Source organism: Pseudomonas siliginis (assembly GCF_024072275.1).
GTDB lineage: Bacteria > Pseudomonadota > Gammaproteobacteria > Pseudomonadales > Pseudomonadaceae > Aquipseudomonas > Aquipseudomonas siliginis.
The window spans coordinates 1,996,087-2,012,323 of sequence record NZ_CP099598.1; the positions used below are offsets into that span (position 1 = coordinate 1,996,087).

The 16,237-nt window shown below is 60.8% G+C and carries 13 protein-coding genes; 11 read left to right on the forward strand and 2 right to left on the reverse strand.

What is annotated here, in order from left to right:
- Positions 1-537 (reverse strand): retropepsin-like aspartic peptidase RloA, encoded by a 537-nt coding sequence (gene rloA / locus NF676_RS09500; RefSeq protein ID WP_016773819.1) that lies wholly within the window; start codon positions 535-537, stop codon positions 1-3.
- 404 nt (positions 538-941) lie between these two features.
- On the opposite strand from rloA, the gene NF676_RS09505 reads away from it, so the two are divergent.
- The 6 genes from NF676_RS09505 (at position 942) to prpD (ending at position 9,528) form a co-directional block, all read left to right on the forward strand.
- Positions 942-1,664, forward strand: coding sequence for a GntR family transcriptional regulator (locus tag NF676_RS09505; RefSeq protein ID WP_177180867.1), 723 nt, complete (start codon positions 942-944; stop codon positions 1,662-1,664).
- Positions 1,661-2,554 (forward strand): methylisocitrate lyase, encoded by an 894-nt coding sequence (gene prpB / locus NF676_RS09510; protein WP_150635869.1) that lies wholly within the window; start codon positions 1,661-1,663, stop codon positions 2,552-2,554. The genes NF676_RS09505 and prpB overlap by 4 nt, the downstream gene beginning before the upstream one ends.
- A 138-nt stretch (positions 2,555-2,692) precedes the next feature.
- Positions 2,693-3,820 carry a bifunctional 2-methylcitrate synthase/citrate synthase gene (gene prpC, locus NF676_RS09515; RefSeq protein ID WP_252887604.1) on the forward strand — a complete coding sequence of 376 codons (1,128 nt, stop codon included), beginning with the start codon at positions 2,693-2,695 and terminating at the stop codon, positions 3,818-3,820.
- A 198-nt stretch (positions 3,821-4,018) separates the two neighbouring features.
- Complete coding sequence (acnD, locus tag NF676_RS09520) at positions 4,019-6,613, forward strand: Fe/S-dependent 2-methylisocitrate dehydratase AcnD (RefSeq protein WP_016773823.1); 2,595 nt, start codon at positions 4,019-4,021, stop codon at positions 6,611-6,613.
- Positions 6,614-6,666: 53 nt separating this feature from the next.
- Positions 6,667-7,857: a 2-methylaconitate cis-trans isomerase PrpF gene (gene prpF, locus NF676_RS09525; protein ID WP_252887605.1), complete on the forward strand. Its 1,191-nt coding sequence runs from the start codon at positions 6,667-6,669 to the stop codon at positions 7,855-7,857.
- 186 nt (positions 7,858-8,043) lie between these two features.
- The gene (prpD, locus tag NF676_RS09530) at positions 8,044-9,528 is read left to right on the forward strand and encodes a 2-methylcitrate dehydratase (RefSeq protein WP_252887606.1); all 1,485 of its coding nucleotides are present in this window, start codon (positions 8,044-8,046) and stop codon (positions 9,526-9,528) included.
- A 133-nt stretch (positions 9,529-9,661) separates the two neighbouring features.
- Here prpD and ppsR read toward each other — a convergent pair whose 3' ends face one another.
- A complete protein-coding gene (ppsR, locus tag NF676_RS09535; RefSeq protein ID WP_016773826.1) occupies positions 9,662-10,480 on the reverse strand; it encodes a posphoenolpyruvate synthetase regulatory kinase/phosphorylase PpsR in 819 nt (272 codons plus the stop codon).
- Positions 10,481-10,654: 174 nt separating this feature from the next.
- On the opposite strand from ppsR, the gene ppsA reads away from it, so the two are divergent.
- The 5 genes from ppsA (at position 10,655) to NF676_RS09560 (ending at position 16,236) form a co-directional block, all read left to right on the forward strand.
- Entirely contained in the window at positions 10,655-13,030 is a 2,376-nt protein-coding gene (gene ppsA / locus NF676_RS09540) for a phosphoenolpyruvate synthase (RefSeq protein WP_056784146.1), read from the forward strand.
- A gap of 185 nt (positions 13,031-13,215) precedes the next feature.
- Positions 13,216-14,205: an alpha/beta fold hydrolase gene (locus tag NF676_RS09545; protein ID WP_041479138.1), complete on the forward strand. Its 990-nt coding sequence runs from the start codon at positions 13,216-13,218 to the stop codon at positions 14,203-14,205.
- A gap of 210 nt (positions 14,206-14,415) precedes the next feature.
- On the forward strand, positions 14,416-14,907 hold the full coding sequence (rraA, locus tag NF676_RS09550; RefSeq protein ID WP_039762996.1) for a ribonuclease E activity regulator RraA: 492 nt from the start codon (positions 14,416-14,418) through the stop codon (positions 14,905-14,907).
- A gap of 21 nt (positions 14,908-14,928) precedes the next feature.
- Complete coding sequence (locus NF676_RS09555; protein WP_016773830.1) at positions 14,929-15,924, forward strand: zinc transporter ZntB; 996 nt, start codon at positions 14,929-14,931, stop codon at positions 15,922-15,924.
- A 63-nt stretch (positions 15,925-15,987) separates the two neighbouring features.
- Positions 15,988-16,236, forward strand: coding sequence for a hypothetical protein (locus tag NF676_RS09560; protein ID WP_003223293.1), 249 nt, complete (start codon positions 15,988-15,990; stop codon positions 16,234-16,236).
- Position 16,237 lies beyond the last annotated feature (1 nt).

Sequence of the window (16,237 nt, forward strand, 5' to 3'; positions counted from 1 at the left end):
TTACTCGGCGGTGTGAGCGGCGATGGTGCAGGCAGGTTTGCCGGCAGCGTATTTAAGACTGGGGTCGACCAGCGCGTCGAAGCGTTTCAGCGCCTCGGAGCCGATCAAAAGCGGGTATTGGAACGCACTTCGGTCGGTGAGGTTCACTTCGATGCTGCGCATTGCCGAACCCATGCAGATATCCAGCTCGATCACCGGACGGGCGGTGTACTGCTTGCCTTCTTCCGGATCGTAGTCGCCGGCGCGGCGCTTGATCTTGCTGACCCGCGCCAGCGGCCGTTCGATGGGGTGCGAATGCGCGGTGTCGATCGCCAGGTAGAAACGTACCCAGGATTCACCGTTGCGTTTGAAGCGTTTGATGTCGCGGGCACTCAGCGAGGCGGTTTTCGCCCCGGTGTCGAGTTTGGCCGCAACTTCGAGATTGATGCCGTCAAGCGAAGCGTATTCGTTGAGGCCGTACACGGTTTTTTCCCCCGCGGCGGCGAGGCCGGGCAGGCAAAACAGAGCAAAAAAGGTGGGGAAAGGCTTGAGTCTCATAAATCCTGGTGCGCAGCGTTCCGTTATCGGTTCAGGTGCCCGCACAACCGTGCGCAAGCCCCCGCGTGTGCCTGGCAGCTTTTTATGGCAAGCCGTACAAAAGACCCGCAAATGCGGGCGGCATTCTAGCACGGTGGTTTTATGGCGCCAGCGCTTGCGCCGACCCATGAGCTGCAAGGGATGCCACTCTTGTGGGAGCGAGCCTGCTCGCGAAAGCGCTGTGTCATTCGATGCAGAAGCCGGCTGATGTGCCGCCTTCGCGAGCAGGCACGCTCCCACAGTAATAGATGATCGATTGGCTGCGGTTATTAGACGATTGTCGACAATACCTATTTATCCTTTGACTCATCGGGCCAGATTGGCTAGTTTTTGCCGCATTGGATTTAAAGGTGTCGACAATCATGCTGGATCAACTCGATCCCCCGGTCATCAGTGGCGACGATTCCGAGACGCTGTCGGAAAACGTCTTCCGGCGTATCCAGGCCGCGATCGTCAAAGGCGAAATCGCCCCGGGCAGCAAGATCTCCGAGCCGGAGCTGGCGCGCACCTATGGCATCAGCCGAGGCCCGCTGCGTGAGGCGATCCATCGTCTGGAAGGCCAGCGCCTGCTGGTGCGCGTGCCGCACGTCGGTGCGCGGGTGGTCTCGCTCAGCCATGCCGAATTGATCGAACTCTACGAAATCCGTGAATCCCTCGAAGGTATGGCCTGCCGCCTCGCCGCCGAGCGCATGAGCGTCGAGGAAATCGACGAACTGCGCCGGGTCCTGGAAACCCACGAGCGCGATGCGGCGTTTCAGGCCGGCGTCGGTTATTACCAGCAGGAAGGCGATTTCGACTTTCATTACCGGATCATCCAGGGCAGCGGCAATCGCACGCTGACGCAGATGCTCTGCGGCGAGCTGTATCAATTGGTGCGCATGTACCGCATCCAGTTTTCCACCACGCCGAATCGCCCGCACCAGGCCTTCGCCGAACACCACCGCATTCTCGATGCCATCGCCGACCGTGACGGCGAACTCGCGGAATTGTTGATGCGCCGCCACATCGGCGCCTCGAAACGCAACATCGCCCGTCACTACGAGGACGGCGCCCACAACAAGACAGCCACTGAACGAGGTGATGCATGACTTCCAACCTGAACACGCCGGGCCAGCGCTTCCGCGATGCGGTCGCCAGCGAGCATCCTTTGCAAGTGGTCGGCGCGATCAACGCCAACCACGCGCTGCTGGCCAAACGCGCCGGTTTCAAGGCGATCTACCTGTCCGGTGGCGGTGTAGCCGCAGGTTCTCTGGGCGTGCCGGACCTGGGCATCACTGGATTGGACGACGTGCTGACCGACGTGCGCCGCATCACCGATGTCTGCGACCTGCCGCTGCTGGTGGATGTCGACACCGGTTTTGGCTCGTCGGCGTTCAACGTCGCGCGCACGGTCAAGTCGATGATCAAGTTCGGCGCGGCGGCGATTCACATCGAGGACCAGGTTGGCGCCAAGCGCTGCGGCCATCGCCCCAATAAAGAAATTGTCAGCCAGCAGGAAATGGTCGATCGCATCAAAGCCGCCGTCGATGCGCGCACCGACGACAGCTTCGTGATCATGGCGCGCACCGATGCATTGGCGGTGGAAGGTCTGGAATCGGCACTCGATCGTGCGGCGGCGTGCATTGAGGCCGGCGCTGACATGATCTTCCCGGAAGCGATTACTGAACTGGAGATGTACAAGCTGTTCGCCAACCGCGTGAAAGCGCCGATCCTGGCCAATATCACCGAGTTCGGCGCAACGCCGCTGTACACCACCGAACAACTGGCCGGCGCCGACGTTTCTCTGGTGCTGTATCCGCTGTCGGCATTCCGCGCGATGAACAAGGCGGCGGAAAATGTCTACACGGCGATCCGCCGCGATGGCACGCAACAGAATGTAATCGACACCATGCAGACTCGCATGGAGCTCTACGATCGTATCGATTACCACACGTTCGAGCAGAAGCTCGATGCGTTGTTTGCACAGAAGAAAGGCTGAACAAAACCCTGTGGGAGCGAGCCTGCTCGCGAAGACGGACTGACATCCAACATTGATGTCGACTGATCCAGCGCTTTCGCGAGCAGGCTCGCTCCCACAAGTTTTCCCCATACAAATTCAAGAAGATTGGAGAACACAATGGCCGAAGCAAAAGTACTCAGTGGCGCCGGGCTCCGTGGCCAGGTTGCCGGGCAAACCGCACTGTCCACCGTGGGCCAGGCCGGAGCCGGGCTGACCTATCGCGGCTACGACGTGCGTGAACTGGCCGCCGACGCGCAATTTGAAGAAGTCGCGTATCTGCTGCTGTACGGCGAACTGCCGACCAAAGCGCAACTGGCCGACTATCAAAGCAAACTTAGCAAGCTGCGCGACCTGCCGCAGGCGCTCAAGGAAGTGCTTGAGCGCATTCCGGCTGACGCGCATCCGATGGACGTCATGCGTACCGGTTGCTCATTCCTCGGCAACATCGAACCGGAGAAGGACTTCGCCGAACAGCGCGACAAGACCGACCGCCTGCTCGCCGCTTTCCCGGCGATCATGTGCTACTGGTATCGCTTCAGCCACGACGGCAAGCGCATCGACTGCGTCAGCGACGAGCCGACCATTGGCGGCCACTTCCTGCATTTGCTGCACGGCGAGAAACCGAGCGAACTGCACGTCAAAGTCATGAACGTGTCGCTGATCCTCTACGCCGAGCACGAATTCAATGCCTCGACCTTCACCGCACGGGTTTGCGCCTCGACCCTTTCCGATCTGTATTCCTGCGTAACAGCGGCAATCGGTTCGCTGCGCGGTCCATTGCACGGCGGCGCCAACGAAGCGGCGATGGAAATGATCGAGCGCTTCTCGTCGCCGGAAGAGGCGATCAAAGGCACCCTCGGCATGCTCGAGCGCAAGGACAAGATCATGGGCTTCGGCCACGCGATCTATAAGGACAGCGACCCGCGCAACGAGGTGATCAAGGGCTGGGCGAAAAAACTCGCGGACGAGGTCGGCGACAAGGTGCTGTTCCCGGTTTCCGAGGCCATCGACAAGACCATGTGGGAGCAGAAGAAACTGTTCCCGAATGCCGACTTCTACCATGCCTCGGCTTACCGCTTCATGGGCATCCCGACCAAGCTGTTCACGCCGATCTTCGTCTGCTCGCGCCTGACCGGCTGGGCCGCGCACGTGTTCGAACAACGCGCCAACAACCGCATCATCCGCCCGAGCGCCGAGTACACCGGCGTCGAACAGCGCAAGTTCGTGCCAATCGAACGTCGCTGAAATGGTGGGCTGACCCGGAACCAGAGAACACCGCTAGACCCTGGGGGAGCGAGCCTGCTCGCGAAGACGGACTGACATTCAACATTGATGTCGACTGATATACCGCTTTCGCGAGCAGGCTCGCTCCCACAGTGGACGGTGTGTAACTCAGGTTTCTGGCCCACCCTTTGAAACCACCGTGACCCGAGTCCTGACCCGATGAACACAGAATTCCGCAAGAACCTGCCCGGCACGCCGCTGGATTACTTCGACACCCGCGCGGCGGTCGAGGCGATTGCGCCTGGCAGCTACGACACCCTGCCGTACACCTCCCGCGTGCTGGCGGAAAACCTCGTGCGTCGCTGCGACCCGGCCACGCTTACCGATTCGCTCAAGCAACTGATCGAACGCAAGCGCGATCTCGATTTCCCGTGGTTCCCGGCGCGGGTGGTCTGCCATGACATCCTCGGCCAGACCGCGCTGGTCGACCTCGCCGGTCTGCGTGACGCCATCGCTTTGCAGGGTGGTGACCCGGCGCAGGTCAACCCGGTGGTGCCGACGCAACTGATCGTCGACCACTCGCTGGCCGTCGAGGCGGGCGGTTTCGATGCCCAGGCCTTCGAGAAGAACCGCGCCATCGAAGATCGCCGCAACGAAGACCGTTTCCACTTCATCAACTGGACCAAAAAGGCCTTCAAGAACGTCGATGTGATCCCGCCGGGCAACGGCATCATGCACCAGATCAACCTGGAGAAAATGTCGCCGGTGATTCAGGTGCGCGAAGGCGTGGCGTTCCCCGACACTTGCGTCGGCACCGACAGCCACACGCCGCACGTCGATGCGCTGGGTGTGATTGCCATCGGCGTCGGCGGCCTCGAAGCCGAGAGCGTGATGCTCGGTCGCGCGTCGTGGATGCGTCTGCCGGAAAGCGTTGGCGTCGAACTGACCGGCAAGTTGCAACCGGGCATCACCGCCACCGACATGGTCCTGGCTTTGACCGAATACCTGCGCAAACAGAAAGTCGTCGGCGCATGGCTGGAATTCTTCGGTGAAGGCGCGGCAGCGCTGACCCTCGGCGACCGCGCGACCATTTCCAACATGGCCCCGGAATACGGCGCCACGGCAGCGATGTTCTACATCGATCAGCAGACCATCGATTACCTGAAGCTGACCGGTCGTGAAGACCAGCAAGTGCAACTGGTCGAGCAATACGCCAAGTTGACCGGCCTGTGGGCTGACAGCCTGAAAGGCGCGCAATACGAGCGCGGCCTGACTTTTGATCTGTCCTCGGTGGTGCGCAACATGGCCGGCCCGAGCAACCCGCACGCCCGCGTCGCGGTGTCCGATCTGGCGGCCAAAGGCATCTCCGGCCAGTGGGATGACGTGCCGGGGCAAATGCCCGACGGCGCGGTGATCATCGCCGCCATCACCAGCTGCACCAACACCAGCAACCCACGCAACGTCATTGCCGCTGGCCTGTTGGCGCGCAATGCCAACAAGCTCGGCCTGACCCGCAAGCCATGGGTCAAATCCTCGCTGGCGCCCGGTTCGAAAACCGTAGCGCTGTACCTCGATGAAGCGGGGCTGACCACTGAGCTGGAACAGCTCGGTTTCGGCGTTGTGGCATTTGCCTGCACCACGTGTAATGGCATGTCCGGCGCCCTCGATCCGCTGATCCAGCAAGAGATCATCGACCGCGATCTGTACGCGACCGCGGTGCTTTCCGGCAACCGCAACTTCGACGGCCGCATTCACCCGTACGCCAAACAGGCATTCCTTGCTTCGCCGCCGCTGGTGGTTGCCTACGCGATCGCCGGGACCATCCGTTTCGATATCGAGAAGGATGTGCTGGGCGTGGTCGATGGCCGGGAAATTCGCCTGAAAGACATCTGGCCGAGCGATGAAGAAATCGATGCGGTGGTGAAGTCTTCGGTCAAGCCTGAGCAGTTCCGTCAGGTCTACATTCCGATGTTCGCCGTGCATGAAGACACCGGGCCGAAAGTCGCGCCGCTGTACGACTGGCGCGAGATGAGCACCTACATCCGCCGTCCGCCGTACTGGGAAGGCGCACTGGCCGGCGCCCGTCCGTTGAAGGGCATGCGCCCGCTGGCGGTGCTGCCGGACAACATCACCACTGATCACCTGTCGCCATCGAACGCGATCATGCTCGACAGCGCCGCCGGCGAATACCTGGCGAAAATGGGCCTGCCGGAAGAGGACTTCAACTCCTACGCCACCCACCGTGGCGACCACCTGACCGCACAGCGCGCGACGTTCGCCAATCCGAAGCTGTTCAACGAAATGGTCGTGGAAAACGGCAAGGTCAAGCAGGGTTCGCTGGCGCGTGTCGAGCCGGAAGGCCAGGTCATGCGCATGTGGGAAGCCATCGAAACCTACATGCAGCGCAAGCAGCCGCTGATCATCATCGCTGGTGCCGACTACGGTCAGGGTTCGTCCCGCGACTGGGCGGCGAAAGGCGTGCGCCTGGCCGGTGTCGAGGCGATTGCCGCTGAAGGTTTCGAGCGCATTCACCGCACCAACCTGGTGGGCATGGGCGTGTTGCCGCTGGAATTCAAACCCGGCACCAACCGCCACACCCTGGCCATTGATGGCAGCGAAACCTATGACGTGATCGGCGAGCGCAAACCCCGCGCGGATCTGACGCTGGTGATCAATCGCAAGAACGGCGAGCGCGTCGAAGTGCCGGTGACCTGCCGTCTCGATACCGCTGAAGAAGTGTCGATCTACGAGGCCGGCGGCGTGTTGCAGCGCTTCGCGCAGGACTTCCTCGAAGGCTCGGCGGTCGCCGTTTAAATCAACTTGTGGGCATGGGATTTTCAAGTCCCATGCCTTCGGTAAGGAGCACCATGGCTCACGCACCACAAATCAGAATCGCTGCCACCTACATGCGCGGCGGCACCAGCAAAGGCGTGTTCTTCAGCCTGACCGATCTGCCCGAAGCCGCGCAGGTTCCTGGCCCGGCACGCGATGCGCTGCTGCTGCGGGTGATCGGCAGTCCCGACCCGTACGACAAGCAAATCGACGGCATGGGCGGCGCGACGTCGAGCACCAGCAAAACCGTGATCCTGTCGAAAAGCACCCGCGCCGATCACGACGTCGATTACCTGTTCGGCCAGGTGTCGATCGACAAGCCGTTCGTCGACTGGAGCGGCAACTGCGGCAACCTTTCGGCGGCGGTCGGTTCGTTCGCCATCAGCAACGGTCTGGTCGACGCCAGCCGCATTCCGCACAACGGTGTGGCGGTGGTGCGCGTGTGGCAGGCCAACATCGGCAAGACCATCATTGCCCACGTCCCGATCACCAACGGCGAAGTGCAGGAAACCGGTGATTTCGAACTCGACGGCGTGACCTTTCCGGCGGCGGAAGTGCAGGTTGAATTCATGGATCCGGCGGCGGAAGAAGAGGGCGGCGGTGGCTCGATGTTCCCCACCGGCAATCTGGTCGATGAGCTTGAGGTCCCGGGTGTCGGCACGTTCAAGGCGACCATGATCAATGCCGGGATCCCGACGATATTCGTCAACGCCGAGGACATCGGCTACACCGGCACCGAGCTGCAAGGCGCGATCAACGGCGATCCGCAAGCGCTGCTGATGTTCGAGACCATTCGCGCCTACGGTGCGTTGCGCATGGGCCTGATCGCCAATCTGGAAGAAGCCGCCAAGCGGCAACACACGCCGAAAGTTGCGTTCGTCGCCAAGCCTGCGGATTACGTAGCGTCGAGTGGTAAAGCGATCGCTGCTGGTGATGTGGACCTGCTGGTGCGCGCGTTGTCGATGGGCAAGCTGCACCACGCGATGATGGGCACGGCAGCGGTGGCGATCGGCACGGCGGCGGCGATTTCCGGCACGTTGGTCAATCTTGCGGCGGGTGGCATTGAACGCAACGCGGTGCGTTTCGGGCATCCGTCGGGGACATTGCGCGTGGGCGCTGAGGCGACGCTGGAGAATGGCGAGTGGGTGGTGAAGAAAGCCATCATGAGCCGCAGTGCACGCGTTCTCATGGAAGGTTACGTCCGCGTGCCCGGAGATTCCTTTTAAGCGACAGCAATATCCTTGTGGGAGCGAGCCTGCTCGCGAAAGCGATGCATCAGACATGCAAAGGTTGACTGACACTCAGCCTTCGCGAGCAGGCTCGCTCCCACAGTGGATTGCATTTCAATCATAAGAAATCGTTAGCCCTGAACCGAGGTCCCATCAACGAACCACTTTACGAGTGAATCGAACATGAGCGCCAACGTCGACCTGAACAACCGTCCCGATTACGACGCAGTCCTGCAGGACATCGCCGACTACGTCCTCACCTTCAAGCCCGAATCCGCCGAAGCGCTGAACACCGCGCGCAACTGCCTGATCGACACGCTGGGCTGCGGTCTGCTGGCCCTGCGTTTCCCCGAATGCACGAAACATCTCGGCCCGATCGTCGAAGGCACGGTTGTACCGTTCGGCGCACGAGTGCCGGGCACCAGTTATCGCCTCGATCCGGTCAAGGCCGCGTGGGACATCGGCTGCATCGTCCGTTGGCTCGATTACAACGACACCTGGCTTGCCGCCGAATGGGGGCATCCATCGGACAACCTCGGTGCCATCCTCGCCGTAGCCGATCACCTGTCGCAGAAACGCGTCGCCCACGGTGAGGCGCCGCTGACGGTTCGTGATGTGCTGGAAGCGATGATCATGGCCCACGAGATTCAAGGCGTGATCGCTCTGGAAAACTCCTTCAACCGGGTTGGACTCGACCACGTCATTCTGGTGAAAGTCGCCTCGACCGCCGTCAGCGCCAGACTGATGGGTGCCAATCGCGAGCAGATGCTGTCGGCGCTGTCCCATGCCTTCGCCGACGGTCAGGCGCTGCGCACCTATCGTCACGCGCCGAACGCTGGCTCGCGCAAATCCTGGGCGGCGGGGGATGCGGCGAGTCGCGGCGTAAGGCTGGCCGACATCGCCATGCGCGGCGAGATGGGCATTCCCGGAGTTTTGAGCGCGAAGCAGTGGGGCTTCTATGACGTTTCGTTCAGCCACACCAACAACGATCTGGCGCTGAAACCCTCGGACAAACGCGCTTTCAGCTTTTCCCGGCCGTTCGGCAGTTACGTGATGGAAAACGTGCTGTTCAAGATCAGTTTCCCCGCCGAATTCCATGCGCAGACGGCGTGCGAGGCGGCGGTGACCCTGCATCCGCAGGTGCGCAATCGCCTGCACGAGATCGACCGCATTGTCATCACCACCCATGAATCGGCGATCCGCATCATTTCCAAGGTCGGCCCGCTGGCCAACGCAGCCGACCGCGACCACTGCCTGCAATATATGACCGCCGTGCCGCTGGCATTCGGCAATCTGGTGGCGGAGCACTACGAAGACGACTTCCACAAGGCGCATCCGATCATCGATGTGCTGCGCGAAAAAATGCTCATCGTTGAAGAACCGCGCTTCACCCGCGAATACCTTGAGCCCGACAAACGCTCGATTGCCAATGCCGTGCAGGTGTTTTTCAAGGACGGCAGCAGCACCGAGAACGTCGTGGTGGAGTACCCGATCGGCCATCGCCGCCGCCGCGCCGAAGGTATTCCGTTGCTGGAGGACAAGTTCAAGGCCAACCTGGCCACGCGGTTTGCCGGGCAGCGTTGCGCTGAGATATTTGCGCTCTGTGAGGATCAGGCGCGGCTGGAAGCCACAGCGGTGAATCGATTCATCGACCTGTTTGTGATCTGACGGACCGCGTTATCGTTCTTCGCGGGCAAGCCCGCTCCCACAGGGAATGGTGATGAACACAGAAATTGTGAACACCTTCAGAACCTGTGGGAGCGGGCTTGCCCGCGATAGCGTCAGATCAGGCACCGCAAACCTACTTGAACCGCCGCTCAACCCCTTTCTCCACCAGAATCTTCGCCGAAATCTCTTCCACCGAGAAATGCGTGGAATTGATGTGCGGAATGTTCTCGCGGCGGAACAGGTTCTCCACTTCGCGCACTTCGAATTCGCACTGGGCGTAGCTCGAATAACGGCTGTTGGGCTTGCGCTCGTTGCGGATCGCGGTCAAGCGGTCCGGGTCGATGGTCAGGCCGAACAGCTTGTGCTGATGGGCGCGCAGGGCCGTCGGCAGGGTCAGGCGCTCCATGTCGTCTTCGGTCAGCGGATAGTTGGCCGCGCGGATACCGAACTGCATGGCCATGTACAGACACGTCGGCGTTTTGCCGCATCGCGACACGCCCACTAGTATCAGATCGGCTTTGTCGTAATAGTGGGTGCGCGCGCCGTCATCGTTGTCGAGAGCGAAGTTCACCGCCTCGATGCGCTCCATGTAATTGGAGTTGTGCCCGATGGAATGGGACTTGCCGACGGTGTAGGAAGAGTGCTCGGTAAGCTCCTGTTCGAGCGGCGCGAGGAAGGTCGAGAAAATGTCGATCATGAAACCATTGGACGTTGCGAGAATCTCACGAATGTCCTGATTGACGATGGTGTCGAAGATGATCGGCCGAAAGCCGTCGGTTTCAGCGGCTTTGTTGATTTGTTGTACCATGGCCCGCGCTTTTTCCACGCTGTCGATGTAGGGCCGCGTGAATTTGCTGAAGGTAATGTTTTCGAACTGCGCCAGCAGGCTTTGACCCAGGGTTTCGGCGGTAATGCCGGTGCCATCGGAGATGAAGAAAGCAGATCGTTTCATTTGCACCTTGGGCCTTAAGCTAGTAACGAATCTTGGATATGATAGGCGCGATTTGCCGGCCGCCATTGGCCCGCATTCTCACTTATTTTCCAGGTCCAGGCCATACAACCGGCCAAGGCTCCCCCGGGCCGCCGGTTTCTGAGCTTTTCCAACACAGTTAGTGGAGAGATCACCTTGGTAGAGTACGTAGTTTCCCTCGATAAGCTCGGCAAACACGATGTTGAGCATGTGGGGGGCAAGAACGCATCCCTGGGCGAGATGATCAGTAACCTGGCAGGCGCCGGTGTTTCGGTCCCCGGCGGCTTCGCCACGACGGCTCAGGCCTATCGTGACTTCCTCGAACTGAGCGGCCTGAACGAGCAGATCCACAAGGCCCTCGACGCGCTTGACGTCGACGACGTCAATGCCCTGGCCAAGACCGGCGCGCAGATCCGCCAATGGATCATGGACGCCGAATTCCCGGAAAAACTTAACACCGAGATCCGCACCGCGTTCGCCGCGCTGTCGGCGGGCAACCCTGACGTAGCCGTGGCCGTGCGTTCTTCTGCTACCGCCGAAGACCTGCCGGACGCCTCGTTCGCCGGTCAGCAGGAAACCTTCCTGAACATCCGTGGTGTGGAAAACGTAATCCGCGCCGCCAAAGAGGTGTTCGCTTCGCTGTTCAACGACCGTGCGATTTCCTACCGCGTGCACCAGGGCTTCGACCACAAACTGGTCGCCCTGTCGGCTGGCGTGCAGCGCATGGTGCGCTCGGAAACCGGCACCGCCGGCGTGATGTTCACCCTCGATACCGAATCCGGTTTCCGTGACGTGGTGTTCATCACCGGCGCTTACGGCCTGGGCGAAACCGTCGTACAAGGCGCGGTCAACCCGGATGAGTTCTACGTACACAAAGGCACGCTGGAGGCCGGTCGTCCGGCGATCCTGCGTCGCAATCTGGGCAGCAAAGCCATCAAGATGATCTACGGCGACGAGGCCAAGGCCGGTCGTTCGGTCAAGACCGTCGATGTCGACAAGGCCGAACGCGCGCGTTTCTGCCTGACCGACGCCGAAGTCAGCGAGCTGGCCAAGCAGGCGATGATCATCGAGAAGCACTACGGCTGCCCGATGGACATCGAGTGGGCCAAGGACGGTGACGACGGCAAGCTGTACATCGTGCAAGCGCGTCCGGAAACCGTGAAAAGCCGCACCCAGGCCAACGTCATGGAGCGTTACCTGCTGAAAGAAACCGGCACCGTGCTGGTGGAAGGTCGGGCGATCGGCCAGCGCATCGGCGCCGGCAAAGTACGCATCATCAAAGACGTCTCGGAAATGGACAAGGTCCAGCCGGGCGACGTTCTGGTGTCCGACATGACCGACCCGGACTGGGAACCGGTGATGAAGCGCGCCAGCGCCATCGTCACCAACCGTGGCGGGCGTACCTGCCACGCGGCGATCATCGCCCGTGAGCTGGGCATTCCGGCGGTGGTCGGTTGCGGCAACGCCACCCAGTTGCTGAAGGATGGCCAGGGCGTGACCGTGTCCTGCGCCGAAGGCGACACCGGTTACATCTTCGAAGGCGAACTGGGCTTCGACATCAAGAAGAACTCCGTCGATGCCATGCCGGAGCTGCCGTTCAAGATCATGATGAACGTCGGCAACCCGGACCGCGCCTTCGACTTCGCCCAATTGCCGAACGCCGGCGTTGGTCTGGCGCGTCTGGAATTCATTATCAACCGCATGATCGGCGTGCACCCGAAAGCGCTGTTGAACTACGACGGCCTGCCGCAGGAAATCAAGGACAGCGTCGACAAGCGTATTGCCGGTTACAGCGACCCTGTCGACTTCTACGTCGACAAACTGGTGGAAGGCATCAGCACCCTGGCTGCAGCGTTCACGCCGAAAAAAGTCATCGTGCGTCTGTCGGACTTCAAGTCCAACGAATACGCCAACCTGATCGGCGGCAAGCTCTACGAGCCGGAAGAAGAAAACCCGATGCTGGGTTTCCGTGGTGCTTCGCGTTACATCAGCGAATCGTTCCGCGACTGCTTCGAACTCGAATGCCGCGCGCTGAAACGCGTGCGCAACGAGATGGGCCTGACCAACGTGGAAATCATGGTGCCGTTCGTCCGTACTCTCGGCGAAGCCAGCCAGGTGGTCGATCTGCTCGCCGAGAACGGCTTGAAGCGTGGCGAGAACGGTCTGCGCGTGATCATGATGTGCGAGCTGCCATCCAACGCGATTCTGGCTGAGGAATTCCTCGAATTCTTCGACGGTTTCTCGATCGGCTCCAACGACCTGACCCAGCTCACTTTGGGTCTGGACCGCGACTCGGGGATCATCGCGCACCTGTTCGACGAACGTAATCCAGCGGTCAAGAAGCTGTTGGCCAACGCCATTCAGGCCTGCAACAAGGCTGGCAAGTACATCGGCATCTGCGGTCAGGGTCCTTCGGACCACCCGGATCTGGCCAAGTGGCTGATGGAACAGGGCATCGAGAGCGTGTCGCTGAACCCGGACACCGTGCTGGAAACCTGGTTCTTCCTCGCCGAAGGTCAGGCGCAGGCTTGATCAACATGTGAACGGGCCGCGCCCCCTGTAGGAGCGAGCCTGCTCGCGAAGACGGAGCAACATTCACCATGGATGTTGATTGATACACCGCTTTCGCGAGCAGGCTCGCTCCCACATGGGCCGGGCCTTGAGATTGAAGTAGGGCGGGCTCCATCGGATGCCGCCCTTTTTTGTGCAAGAGCATTATGCAAAGCAGCAGCAACCTGTTTCCTGTCGCGCTGATCAGCGCCGAGCGGCGCGGCGATCTGAGCGAAGACGTCTATCGATTGAAACCCGGCAACAGCCCGGACTGGTCCGTGGAGATCGCCGTCACCCGCCTGGGCATGGCCGATGACACGGCGCCACGCGGCGTGCCGGTGATTCTGTTGCACGGCAGCTTTTCCAATCGGCGCTTCTGGTTTTCCCCCAAAGGCCTCGGGCTCGGCGCGTATCTGACGCGGCTGGGCTTCGACGTGTGGATTCCGGAAATGCGCGGTCACGGCCTGTCCCAGCGCAACGAGGACTATCGGCGCAACCGCGTGGCCGATTACGCCCGTTACGATCTGCCGGCGATTGCCGCGTTCGTGCGTGAGCAGAGCGGACAGATCCCGCACTGGATCGGCCATTCGCTGGGCGGCATCACCCTGGCAGCAGCGCTCGGCGGCGAGTATCTCGGCGAACCGGCCGTGGCCTCGGCGGCGTTTTTCGGCACCCAGGTCAGCCGCACCTATTGGCCTTTGAAAATCCCACCGGTGGAGTGGGGCGGGCGCTTTATTCTCAAGCGTTTCGCGCAGTTGTCCGGCTCACGCCTCAAACGCGGCCCGGAAGACGAACCGATCGGCCTGGCCATCGAAAGCATGCGCTGGTACGGCTTGTTCGGTCGCTTCGGCGACAAGGACAAGGACTGGTGGGCCGGACTTGCCGAGGTTCAGGTACCGGTGCTGGCGGTGACGGCAGCGGGCGATCATCAGGATCCGGCGTGGGCTTGCCGCAAGCTGTTCGAGCAGATCGGCGCCGAGCACAAGCAGTTCATCAACCTGGGCCGCGAGCAGGGCTTCTCGGATAATTTCGGCCATGTCGAAATGCTGGTGAGCAAAGCAGCGCAGGCTGAAGTGTGGCCGCTGGTGGCGCGCTGGTTGAAGGATCAGCAGACACCGTTGCTTGCGCAGCCAGCGAATCTGGCCGCCGCAGTGTGAGGGGCGTTCCGTTCAGCCTGGCTTGCGGCTAAGATATGACGCATTGTGCGGTTCTGGTCATATTTCGTGACTGTTTAGCTATTACGTTTCAGGGTTTGTTCAGGTTGCGTCAGCGACCATGGCATGGACTAAGGTAAACAGCGACCGCCGGAACTCGTCTCATCAGAATGCGGCATCCTTGATCGTCTTCCTTGTTACAGGAGTTTTTCGATGGAACATTACCTTACGCCTGATCTGTGCGACGCCTACCCGGAGCTGGTGCAGGTGCTGGAACCGATGTTCAGCAATTTCGGTGGCCGGGATTCTTTCGGCGGCGAAATCGTGACCATCAAATGCTTCGAAGACAATTCGCTGGTCAAGGAGCAGGCCGAACTCAACGGCAAAGGCAAAGTACTGGTGGTTGATGGCGGCGGTTCGCTGCGCCGCGCCCTGCTGGGCGACATGATCGCCGCCAAGGCCGCGCAGAACGGCTGGGAAGGGCTGGTGATCTACGGTTGCATCCGTGACGTCGACGTCATCGCCCAGACCGATCTCGGCGTGCAGGCGCTGGCCAGTCACCCGATGAAAACCGACAAGCGCGGCATTGGCGACCTCAACGTCCCGGTGACTTTCGCCGGTGTGACGTTTCACCCGGGCCAGTACATTTATGCGGACAACAACGGCGTGATCGTTTCGCCGACTCCGCTGAAAATGCCTGAATAAGGTTTTCGACAAGGGATGCGGATGTTCGAGGAAGAAAACGCGCAATGGGGGCTGGTACATGCCCTGGTACTGGACGGCAAGGGCGGTGCGCGTTCGATAGCCCGGACTGAGCTCGACGATTTGCAGCTGCAGGCCCATGAAAGCCTGTGGCTGCACTGGGATCGCAGCCATCCGCAGACCCAAACCTGGCTGCGCAAATCCAGCGGGCTCAACGAATTCACCTGCGATCTGCTGCTGGAAGAGAACACCCGCCCGCGTCTGTTGCCATTGCCCGACTCCGAGCTGCTGCTGTTTCTGCGCGGGGTCAATCTCAACCCCGGGGCCGAACCGGAAGACATGGTCTCGGTGCGGATTTTTGCCTCCGCTCAGCGCGTGATTTCCCTGCGCTTGCGTCCGTTGCGCGCTACAGATGAGTTGCTGGCGCTGCTGGGGGAGGGCAAAGGTCCGAAAACGTCTTCTGAATTGATGCTGTATCTGGCGCAGTTCCTCACCAATAAAGTGCAGGATCTGGTCACGTGCCTGTCGGAAGTGGTCGATGAAGAGGAAGAAAAACTCGACGCCGACGAACGGTATACGCCCGAGCACGGGGCGATTTTGCACATCCGCCGTAGAGCGGCCGGGCTGAAGCGTTTTCTTGCGCCACAGCGGGATATTTTCGGACAGCTGACGCGGATAAAATTGCCGTGGTTCGTCGAAGACGACGCCGACTACTGGAACGAATTGAACAACAGCCTGACCCGTTATCTGGAAGAGCTCGAATTGACTCGAGAGCGTGTGGGGCTTGTGCTGGAGGCCGAAGACCGGCGTTTGAGCGTGCACATGAATCGCACCATGTACCGCTTCGGCATCATTACCTGCATCTTTTTGCCGATGAGTTTCATCACCGGTCTGCTGGGCATCAATGTCGGCGGTATTCCGTTTGCCGAAAGCCCGTATGGTTTCCTGATTGCCTGCCTGACGGTACTCGCCCTGGCGTTCGGTCAGTGGTGGTTGTTCCGTCGATTGCGCTGGGTGTGAACATGGCGTATGTGACCCGAGTAAAACTGCCCGCGTCTTTCACAGACATCACGAGAGGTGCGTATGCACGATCCGTTTGAACAGTCTTTGCGCGACATGCTCAACGCTTCGCCGTCCAGCCGCGACGACGATGCCTGCCTGGGCCGCGTACTCAAAACCGCCAACCGCCAGGTCGGCGCCGGTGATCTGTTCAGCCTGCTGGGCCGCTGGCTGCCCGCGCTGATGATCGCCCTGAACAATGGCTCGGCGCATGTCTCGCCGGTTTCCCGTCTTCGTAAAACCACTGCTCGCACTGCTGATAAGGCTGATTGAA

What these genes read in the sequence shown, in the direction of transcription:
- rloA (WP_016773819.1), bottom strand. Translation starts at nt 537, where the DNA reads ATGAGACTCAAGCCTTTCCCCACCTTTTTTGCTCTGTTTTGCCTGCCC.
- prpB (WP_150635869.1), top strand. Translation starts at nt 1,661, where the DNA reads ATGACTTCCAACCTGAACACGCCGGGCCAGCGCTTCCGCGATGCGGTC.
- prpC (WP_252887604.1), top strand. Translation starts at nt 2,693, where the DNA reads ATGGCCGAAGCAAAAGTACTCAGTGGCGCCGGGCTCCGTGGCCAGGTT.
- acnD (WP_016773823.1), top strand. Translation starts at nt 4,019, where the DNA reads ATGAACACAGAATTCCGCAAGAACCTGCCCGGCACGCCGCTGGATTAC.
- prpF (WP_252887605.1), top strand. Translation starts at nt 6,667, where the DNA reads ATGGCTCACGCACCACAAATCAGAATCGCTGCCACCTACATGCGCGGC.
- prpD (WP_252887606.1), top strand. Translation starts at nt 8,044, where the DNA reads ATGAGCGCCAACGTCGACCTGAACAACCGTCCCGATTACGACGCAGTC.
- ppsR (WP_016773826.1), bottom strand. Translation starts at nt 10,480, where the DNA reads ATGAAACGATCTGCTTTCTTCATCTCCGATGGCACCGGCATTACCGCC.
- NF676_RS09545 (WP_041479138.1), top strand. Translation starts at nt 13,216, where the DNA reads ATGCAAAGCAGCAGCAACCTGTTTCCTGTCGCGCTGATCAGCGCCGAG.
- rraA (WP_039762996.1), top strand. Translation starts at nt 14,416, where the DNA reads ATGGAACATTACCTTACGCCTGATCTGTGCGACGCCTACCCGGAGCTG.
- NF676_RS09555 (WP_016773830.1), top strand. Translation starts at nt 14,929, where the DNA reads ATGTTCGAGGAAGAAAACGCGCAATGGGGGCTGGTACATGCCCTGGTA.
- NF676_RS09560 (WP_003223293.1), top strand. Translation starts at nt 15,988, where the DNA reads ATGCACGATCCGTTTGAACAGTCTTTGCGCGACATGCTCAACGCTTCG.